The organism is Nostoc sp. FACHB-892, from assembly GCF_014698795.1.
Lineage (GTDB): Bacteria > Cyanobacteriota > Cyanobacteriia > Cyanobacteriales > Nostocaceae > Nostoc.
Map to the genome: position 1 here is coordinate 1 of NZ_JACJTR010000100.1, position 9144 is coordinate 9144.

At 40.1% G+C, this 9144-nt stretch carries 8 protein-coding genes; 6 read left to right on the forward strand and 2 right to left on the reverse strand.

Features of this window, described 5'->3' with window-relative positions:
• Positions 1-113 precede the first annotated feature (113 nt).
• The 6 genes from H6G96_RS39210 (at position 114) to H6G96_RS39235 (ending at position 6041) form a co-directional block, all read left to right on the forward strand.
• Positions 114-341 carry a hypothetical protein gene (locus H6G96_RS39210; RefSeq protein ID WP_190919882.1) on the forward strand — a complete coding sequence of 76 codons (228 nt, stop codon included), beginning with the start codon at positions 114-116 and terminating at the stop codon, positions 339-341.
• Entirely contained in the window at positions 338-1147 is an 810-nt protein-coding gene (locus tag H6G96_RS39215; protein WP_190919884.1) for a hypothetical protein, read from the forward strand. The genes H6G96_RS39210 and H6G96_RS39215 overlap by 4 nt, the downstream gene beginning before the upstream one ends.
• A gap of 243 nt (positions 1148-1390) precedes the next feature.
• Complete coding sequence (locus H6G96_RS39220) at positions 1391-2575, forward strand: hypothetical protein (RefSeq protein WP_190919886.1); 1185 nt, start codon at positions 1391-1393, stop codon at positions 2573-2575.
• A complete protein-coding gene (locus H6G96_RS39225; RefSeq protein ID WP_190919888.1) occupies positions 2572-4332 on the forward strand; it encodes a TraM recognition domain-containing protein in 1761 nt (586 codons plus the stop codon). Before H6G96_RS39220 ends, H6G96_RS39225 begins: the two co-directional genes overlap by 4 nt.
• A 52-nt stretch (positions 4333-4384) precedes the next feature.
• Positions 4385-4801, forward strand: coding sequence for a hypothetical protein (locus tag H6G96_RS39230; protein ID WP_190919890.1), 417 nt, complete (start codon positions 4385-4387; stop codon positions 4799-4801).
• A complete protein-coding gene (locus H6G96_RS39235; RefSeq protein ID WP_190919892.1) occupies positions 4794-6041 on the forward strand; it encodes a hypothetical protein in 1248 nt (415 codons plus the stop codon). The genes H6G96_RS39230 and H6G96_RS39235 overlap by 8 nt, the downstream gene beginning before the upstream one ends.
• Positions 6042-6166: 125 nt before the next feature.
• On the opposite strand, the gene H6G96_RS39240 is transcribed toward H6G96_RS39235, so the two are convergent.
• Positions 6167-8797, reverse strand: a complete 2631-nt coding sequence (locus H6G96_RS39240; RefSeq protein ID WP_242063632.1) for a DUF3854 domain-containing protein — start codon at positions 8795-8797, stop codon at positions 6167-6169.
• Between the two features lie 181 nt (positions 8798-8978).
• Positions 8979-9144, reverse strand: a 166-nt coding sequence (locus tag H6G96_RS39245; RefSeq protein WP_190919895.1) for an IS1 family transposase, incomplete at its 5' end; no start/stop codon positions are given.

Genomic DNA, 9144 nt, shown 5'->3' on the forward strand with positions numbered 1-9144 from the left:
ATATGCCTTGCTATAAGTAAACCTAATTAATCATCACCTCCGGTTTCACATAGTTCAGCAAAAAATGTATCTCTGTTTACAAAATCTTGACGCTTATTCTCTTGGAAAAAACTTTGCGATTTACTGACATTAGTTCTAATGGATTTTCTAGTAGTACAACTACTAATGATGATAAAAACATCACCTCTGCTTTTGGGGAAGGTGCATTTAGCAATATTCTCGAAGGTATTAAAGCATCTAATCAAAGTCGCTCTGGGCAATTAAGTAGCCAAGAAAAAGTGTTCGTGATTGATGCTGATCAGACAGTACAGATATTCGTTAATCAAACGATTTCGTTATGAAAAAAAGTCTAGCATTAGCTGCAACATTATTGTTAATTAACTCTCATCAGGTTTTAGCTGGAAGTGTTAGAACTATTTATTCTCAAGATGTTGATTCTAATTTCCTGGAACTGAAAGTTTGTCAAGGTTATGGACTGACGATTAATTTGATGTCTACTGGAGAAGTTATCAAGCAAGTTTGGATTGGCGATCCATCTCGCTTTGCTTTTACCTCAAACGGAAACTTGTGTCAGAAAAGTAATGATAATTCTAATGATTCAAATTGCAGTCAAGGAAATGCGACGGTTTTATTCTTACGGCAAATCACACCAATTAAGTTCGCTAATTTAACTTCTTCTTCAGATGGAAATACACAAATAACCATCATTACTAGTGGGTCAGAGGGACAAAAACAATACCAATTTAAATTAGTTCCTGCTACAGGAAGTCCATCTTACACCAGTCTGGTAATTAAACCAGATTCGGCTCGTCCATTACCTGTAGTACCTGTAGCCATTAAACCGGAAGTAGTCCCAACAACCTTAGATAGGATACCAACGCCAGCAACAATACCCCAACCAACAGCAGCAACTATAAACTCTATATTACCTGGTAGGGCTTTACCAAGAAATGATGCTAATGCTCTTGTTTATGGTTTAGCGATCGCTCATAGTAATGGTCAAATTAAAGAGGGTTCAATAACTTGGAAAAAAGCTCAGGATGCGATTAAATTACTACGTCAAGGCAAGAGCAAAGAAGAAGCTATTTCGCGTTCTGGTGTTAAAAAGGAAGTTTTTAATCAGTTAATCCAGTGGGGGCAAAGATAATGAGTCAAAAGGTAAGAATTCAGGAGTCAGAATTCAGGAGTCAGAAGAGTAAAAGAATCAGAAACTCATTTGACTCATAAATGTGCTTGGAATATCAAACCTTTTATAAATTCTGACTTTTGACTCTTGAGTGCTAAATTCTTACGTCAAAAGCGTGACTTATTGAAAGAGTTGGGTAATTTATTTGGAGTAGTGATTCCCTATCGCTATATTTCTTTATTAGTTAATTAATCAGGAGAACAAATGAAGTTGAAAGGATATTTATTAACAGCTATGTCTTTAATTCCATTTGTCTTACCTGCTCCATCAAAGGCTGAAACTCCGACAATTACCTATTCGCAAGGTCAATATCTTGTTCAGGCTCCAGACTGGTCACGAATTACATGGGATAATCTCCCGCCTGTGCAACAATCGGGATATTTAAGCATTCCACAGAATATCATCTCGCTATTTGGATATGACCCGTCACGTTCCTGGTCAGCAGGACAAAAAGTTGATTCTGTTGTGATGCTGGGTGATGCGGATGATGCATTTAAAATGTCCAGTTTGAGCCTGAAATCGATAAGTTCAATCGCGCCAAATAATAACAAACTGACACTAAAAGATTTTGGATTAATGCAATGGCAGACACCAGCATCACTAGTTAAGTCCATCCCTAGTTTAGGAAACTTAAGACTTCAAAAAGTCCCACCAATAGCCGCCTTATTGTCTAGAAATAGGGTATTAAGTGGTGGAAACATTTCTCAAATTTTACGGTCAAACCCGGAAGCAGCGAATCTCCCTTTAGGTAAACTTGATTTAAGCAAGTACTCATTAAACTCTATACCAGGATTAACATCAACTTCCTTGGTCAAATTCAAGTCTTGGCAGCAAAGTTATATTAACCAAGTCCCTGGATTAAACCAAGTACCCTTCGATAAGATGCCCCAACCAATTAATTCTGGTGTTGGTGTTATGGGAATTGCTTCTGTAGTTTTTGGTACTTCTGAAAGAGGTGATGCTTGGGTTGGAAATAATTATTTTATCTCTGGCAGTGTAGTAAGGGGCGATAAAACTGTACCTACTGCTTGTGCTGCTGGTAAAGAATGCTCATATCTAGAAATGGGCGATTTCTCAGGTTCAGAGGGTGCATTATATGGAAAACGCTGGGCTTCTGGGTCATCACAGCAAGTAAAAGGTGGTTATGGTTTCTTGGCTGCGGTCAATTCCGGGAAGGAACCGACAGGACGGTTGGTATATGGTAGTGGATTCAAGGTTGCATTGATCGGAGTGAATGAATCATCTGGTACAGCAGACTTTGGGTTGTTTTTGCGAATCTGTGTGCGTCCTCCTTTTATGCAAAAAACTTGTACCCCCTATTTTATTGGGCCAGTGCCCTGGCTTGGAGTTAAAGAGAATGGGTTAGTGATTGTGGGGAGCGGACAATGACAACGACCAACACGCAAGCCAATGCGAACCAATTCATTCCACCAGGACTCTCTTCTGCACTAATTTCACCCGCAGGACTGGGGTTAGTGGCCTGTGGTGCGGTGATTGTGGTAGCCAAATACATAGATGCCATTCGGGGTAAAGCTAAATTAGCAACTGCAAGGTGGGGTGGAACAGCAGAGAAGACAGCAGCCCGTAAACTAGCGTGCAAACAAATAAATAAACGTAAACATAATCGTGTGTCTCTGTACGTCGGCACTCCCAAGAATATAAAAAGTGAAATTGTCAATGGCATCAGGAAAACGTGCATTCCCGAAGATCCAGTAACCCTTTACTTACCAGACGCACAACGGGGGATTTTCGTTTGTGGTGGCCCAGGTTGTGGAAAATCATTTTCAATGATTAATCCGTTGATCCGTTCAGCAATAGATCAAGGATTCCCCTTAGCACTTTATGATTTTAAGTATGCAGAGCAGGAATCAGCTTATTCCGCATCTAAAGGACAAGCCCCAATACTCGCGGGGTATGCACTCGAACGTGGTTACAAAGTCACTGTCTTAGCCCCAGGATTTCCAGAATCGGCAGTTGCCAATCCAATAGATTTTCTTCGCAATAATGAAGACTCGGAAATGGCGCGGCAGCTTGCGATCACTCTCAACCGCAACTTTCAACTAGGTGAAAAAGATTCAGGAAACAGCTTCTTCACGAATGCCGGAGATCAGCTAGTACAAGCTGTTTTCATGTTGGCGAAGGGAACTGCTTACCCAGATATCATGATGTGCCAAGCGATTTTGGGATTACCGAAGCTAGTCAAACGCATGGAAATTGCAGAAAATCTGAATTTCATGGTTAGAGAGGCTTTCGCACAGTTTGTATCTGTCGCAGGGTCGCCAGAAACAGCAGCTAGTATAGTGGGTACAGCTAGCGGATTGTTCAGCCGATTCATGGTTCCAGCAGCATTGGCGGCTTTTTGCGGAAAAACCAATATTCCACTGGACTTGAAAGGACGGCAGATGGTGATATTTGGGATGAACAAAGAAAAGCGTGATGTAATTGCACCATTGCTTGTTTCGATTCTGCATTTAATAATAAGCAGAAATGTCGCCTTGAAACGTACTTGTCCTCTTGTGCTTGGGGTCGATGAATTACCGACGTTATATTTACCAGCCCTAGTGGATTGGTTGAACCAAAACCGGGAAGATGGACTAGTTTCTATCTTAGGTTTACAAAATCTCTCAATGCTAATTGAGGCTTATGGAGAAAATACAACGAATGCCATATTTGGGGGATGCGCTACCAAGGCATTCTTCAATCCCCAAGATGATGTAGCGGCGGAACGTTTTAGTAAGTTTTTAGGTGAAGAGGAAATTAAATACAAGCAACGTTCTCGCTCATCAGGAGGAAAGGGCGGTGCAAGCATTTCTAATTCTGACCAAAACAGTACTCGCAAGTTGTTTGATGTCAATCAATTTAACACCTTACCAGAGGGAAAAGCAGTAATTATTAGTCCCGGTTTTCGTTCTCGTGGTCAAATAAGTTTGCCAATCTTGCAATCAATTAAGATTCCTCAGCATGAAATCCAATCTGAAGCTGACAGTGTGAAAGCTTGGTACAAGTTTCAAAAGTTCTTATCTAAAAAGTCTACTCTCTTAACTCCAGCAGATGAAGAAATGAAAATTCGCCGAGCCTCCGCGATAAAATTGTTACCTTTGATAGAAAATCAAGAGCAGTTATCAGAATATGCAAGCCTGATTTAAAGTGATATTTTCTGGGCTAAAATTGAAGTTGAAAATAGTTAGGATAAAATTCATGTCGTCAAGTAATTTTTACCCCCTCTCCGATTATGACAGAAAACAAATTGCTAAACTACCTCCAGATATAGCAGCCCTAGCAGATAAATATCCGAGCGAGATTTTAAACACTGCTGATAGTTGGGATAACTTGCCTTTTGATGCTAACTATCTTCCTGAGTGCCTTGAAGTCTATAGCAGCGATGCAGATGATGCCAATATTTTTGTATTAAATGGTGTTCTGAAAGATTATGTCCCATCTCATGCTGAAAAAAATACATCATCGATAACAGTGATGATTGATGGAGAATTTGCTTACATTGAAGTTGAAGGGAGACAGGTTCTTAATAAACTCGGTGGGATAGTTTTGCCAGAAGTAGCGATTAATCCCGAACTGTTAATTCAGTCAATTATCAAAGGTGAAAATAATGATTGAGGATGGTGAAGCGAATGAAATTAAGCGAGATTATCTAGACATTTTAGAATCTCTTCTGAAACTCATCCATGCGAAAGCTAAAGAAAAAGGATTAGATCCCACCAAGGATGTTCATATTTACTCTAGCTCTAGCAAAGTTTATCAAGGAACATTGGGAGAATCACCCTCTAAAAACTTATTAACACCAACAATAGTAGAGAACTTAAAAAAAGCTCTGTCTGACCCGAAAAATTCTCAAGGGGCAATTTCTATTAAAATTGGTCATGAAAAGGTATTCCATATTAAAAATGGAGAAGTACTGACTGACAAACTAGGTTTAGCTCCCCGTTCGCAGAAAAATGAAGTTGTAAGTAATGAGCGAATTTACAGTGTGGAAGCTTTGCAAAAACAAGTGGCTGTTTTGCAATCTAAACTAGAGTCGCAACAAAAACTTGTTGACAGTCTTAAAAAAAATGAACAAACACCTGAATCCTTGTCAGAACTGGCTGCTCAAGTTGCCGAAATGGGTAAGTCTTTAGAAAAGCAACAACAGTTGATTGAGAACACCCAAAAAGCTTTGTCCCAAGTAAATGAACGGTTTTTACCACAAGTTCAAAATACGGTTCTTCAAAACTGGGTTGGGTCAGTTGAACGCCAGGTAAAAAAAACAGCTAAAAACGCATTTGAGCGCCTTTTAGATGCGCTGACACCTGAAGTCACGAAGCTAAGAAAAGAAATTGCACAGATGAAAGCTCAAATAGAGCAACAAGTTACTAACCGACTAGATGAAGTCAGAGAAAACACAGATAATATCAGGGATGAACTCAATCAACAAATTGGGAACTTAACTCAAGAGTTACGTACACAGGTAGACGGTGTTAAAAACACTGTTGATCAAAGCCTTATGGGTGTAAAGTCAGCTATTGACAATACTCGAACTGAACTACGAGATGCTGTTAAGGATGTTAAAGGTAAAGTAGTTGAAGAAAGCGTTAAAGCACTGCTAAATATATTGGGCACAAATAACCCCGATGGTTCCAAGAGTTTCAAAAGTACAACTTTTGATTTTGAACGTCTTGGTGATAATGTAATCGTTCGTGCCAAAAACGGCGAGCCTGTTCTCACTGACGGAGTTTTATCACCTAACGTAAGTGACCAACAGTTACAGGCACTTGATAAGGTTCAATCTGTTGTTGATATGCATCGTCAACTTGAAAATAATGCTCAACAAAACTCGGAATCTAGAGGTATAAAGAGATAGAAAATTGCATCTTCCTATGGCGCATTGAAAAAAGTGGAACGGATAAGGGATGATAAGGGTGAATAGGATTGCAGGGAAAGGATAAAGGTTTTAAATACATCCTTTCCCCTTTCTCTCAGAAGTGTTTATCGTCTAAATCTACCTTGTTTTCTCTCGTTGGATTGGGGGATTTCTAACAAGCTCATAATCCGGTACTTATCCTCTCTAATTAAGTGGCGAACCATATTCATTTTCTGTTCAAAAGTTATAGATAAGTCAGCTTGACCGACTCGATAAAATAACTCGTTAACTTGATCACCTTTGACTTTTTCCCCTTGAGCATATTTTCCTACTTCGATAAATAAATCTGACATTTGTTGTTTATCTAAATGCTGGAGCATCTGCTTTATAAGTGACTCTACATTTGTTGTAACTTGTTCTTTGTGTTCGACTGCACCAGCAGTTTTTTGTTTAAGGCGCTCCGACAATTTATCAATTACGGCGACTACATTGGTGACAATCTTAGTAAAAGCGAGTGCAGACTCAACAGACGATTGCTCAACATAATCAACTATTGCATTTATGGCGAGTTGCGATATTTCACGTTGTTCTGATTGAATTAATGCTGTTGTCAGTTTGTCTAATGTAGTTGCTCCATTGGTTAAAGAAAGCTGATATTGAGACAGTTCCTTGATTAGTATTGGTAAATTAACCTCAAGAGACCCAACAGACGACTGCTCAACATAATCAGTAATCGCATTTACAGCAAGTTGTGAGAGTTGGTGTTTTTCCTGTTCAGCTAAGGCTGATGAAAGTTTGTCTAATGTGATTTTTCCATTGCTTAAATCCTGCTGATAATGTGAAAATTCCTGGATTAGAGGTTGCAATGTTTCAGCTAGTGCAACCTCAATAGACGATTGCTCAACAAAATTAGTAATTGCGTTTACAATTCGTTCACTACTTCCATAGCTTGTTGTCTGGTCAACAATTGCTGAATTTTTTCTGTCAGTGTCTCCTGAGATGCCCTCTGTTCGCTGATTTGTACCCCGACTGCCTCCAAAGAAGAGGTTAATTCTTGTAATGTCGTCTCCAAGCTGTTCGACTTCTTGGAGTTCAAGGCATCGGCTAATTGCTGTAAGAAGTTCTTCATTGTCTCGGCTTGGCTCTTTTCTAAGTGCAACATTTTCGCGCTCAAATCCTGGTTCAGTTTTTCGTGACTGCTCAACAATTCCTCTATTTTCTCGGTTAACACTACTAATTCCTGTGTCGGGTTTGGGTTGTTGTCGGTTAATGTCATCGGTTTGTCCTATGGATTGGTTTTGCTGTAAAGAACGTTGTTCTGGTGTTAACTTTCGAGGTGGTTCTATCGTGGCAGCACTTTTGTATTGATTCCGCCGTTGCCAGTCTCTTAAATTCATCGCTTCATGGCTCAATTTCTCATAAGCCAGTGGACTGTGAGCGACTATAAAATCATCGACACCTTTAAAAGGACCTGGCAGCGTTACGACTTTGACTTTGGCTCCTGATTTTTGTAACAATCTCCCAGTCACGGAAATATCACGTTGTATATTCTCCTTGGTTTCGGGTTTAGTTTCGTAATCAAAGCAGAACTTGAAAACTCTCCCTTGTGTGGCGAAAACCGCTAATTCCTCATGTAGGTAAGACTTACCGATTTTTTTACCAAACTCATCTTTGGGAGTTCGGTATCCCGCCGAAATTCCAGGTAGCCCAATGGCAGCATGACCCTGACTCAACAGACTGGCTGCTTTTTTCGCGCCTTCTGCGATCGCACAGGGGATATTATGTTTCCAGACACAGTACCAAAATCCTGACTGGCGATCGCTATCACTGGGATTCACGTTGTGTTTGGAGTAAATGCGTTCGGCAATATCGTCAGGGACATTAAGCAGGAAGATGCTTAATTCAACCTTGGGAGGATGCTCATATTTGATGAATTTCCCTTCAATTATTTGCCCAGACTGATCTTTTTTGGATCTAGGTGTATTCGGTTTGTAACACCCCCATCTTTTAATCGGCGGTTTCTCACCTGGCTTTAAGTCAGCGAATGAACGCGCATCAACTCCAGCATCACACCACCATCCACCAGCATCAAGATGCGAATATGCCCTTATAAAACCATCTGTTAGCCGTCCTGTATTTGTTCGATTCAGTTTTTCGCTGACCATGAGCCGTTCCCAGGCTTCATGCTCACCACCTGCATAGTTAAACTGAAGACTCTCAAAGTTCAACGCTGTAATATCGGGATGAATAGCACTATTTTCAAACTCCTGCCAATCCTTTGGTTCAATAAAATTGGGTACTTCTTCTGATTTTTGAGGTATCCAAAATGCTTCTGTTGGGGCAGCAGTCTTTAATACTGGTTTTTCAAAAGCAGGAGACTTTCTATCATCTCTATATTTCTCTTTGGGAGTGGGTTTGGCTACAGTTTCTAAACTCGTCGTAACTAATGGAACTGGCCGACTAACTGGTAAGGAAACTTGTTCAGTGATTGTTGGTTGAGCTTTTAGTACTGGCTCTTTAACTCTTGGGCTGATTGAGACAGTTGTCCCCTGTAGGAGTAGCGCTTTTGATGATTGTTTTTGCGTCTCTTTTACCTGCTTCATCAGCAATTCTAAAGCGTTATCTTTGGCTTTAGACTCTTGCGCCAGTTCCAGCAATTCTGATTTGTCTTTAGTATAAAGTTTGACGTTGTGCCTAGCTCGACTAATCGCCACATAAAAACTTTCTTGCCCAATGGTGTGATCTGCCGCAATCAAGGCTAAGTCAGTGGTTTTGCCTTGGCTGCTGTAGATTGTGCTGATAAGGGCATAGTCCAGGTTTTGCGCCTGTTTTAGGTTAATAATTTCAGTTCGATTGCTATCTAAATACTGAATTTGGGCGGAATCTCCCTCAATCGCCGTAACTACAAATTCTGGCGTTGCATAAATGCGGGATGAATTAACTAAATACAGGTATTTCTCTATACTTCAAGTAATAGAGTAACAAGCGAATTGAGTATTTAAGCATATCTACTGACTTGGAATAGCATAATGTTTTGCGATGTAGGCGTGCCAGATAATGACGTAAACGTGTATTTTCACCTTCTACTCTGGTCATATATGTT

Coding starts and splice junctions, on each gene's coding strand:
- H6G96_RS39215 (WP_190919884.1), top strand. CDS start 338: ATGAAAAAAAGTCTAGCATTAGCTGCAACATTATTGTTAATTAACTCT.
- H6G96_RS39220 (WP_190919886.1), top strand. CDS start 1,391: ATGAAGTTGAAAGGATATTTATTAACAGCTATGTCTTTAATTCCATTT.
- H6G96_RS39225 (WP_190919888.1), top strand. CDS start 2,572: ATGACAACGACCAACACGCAAGCCAATGCGAACCAATTCATTCCACCA.
- H6G96_RS39230 (WP_190919890.1), top strand. CDS start 4,385: ATGTCGTCAAGTAATTTTTACCCCCTCTCCGATTATGACAGAAAACAA.
- H6G96_RS39235 (WP_190919892.1), top strand. CDS start 4,794: ATGATTGAGGATGGTGAAGCGAATGAAATTAAGCGAGATTATCTAGAC.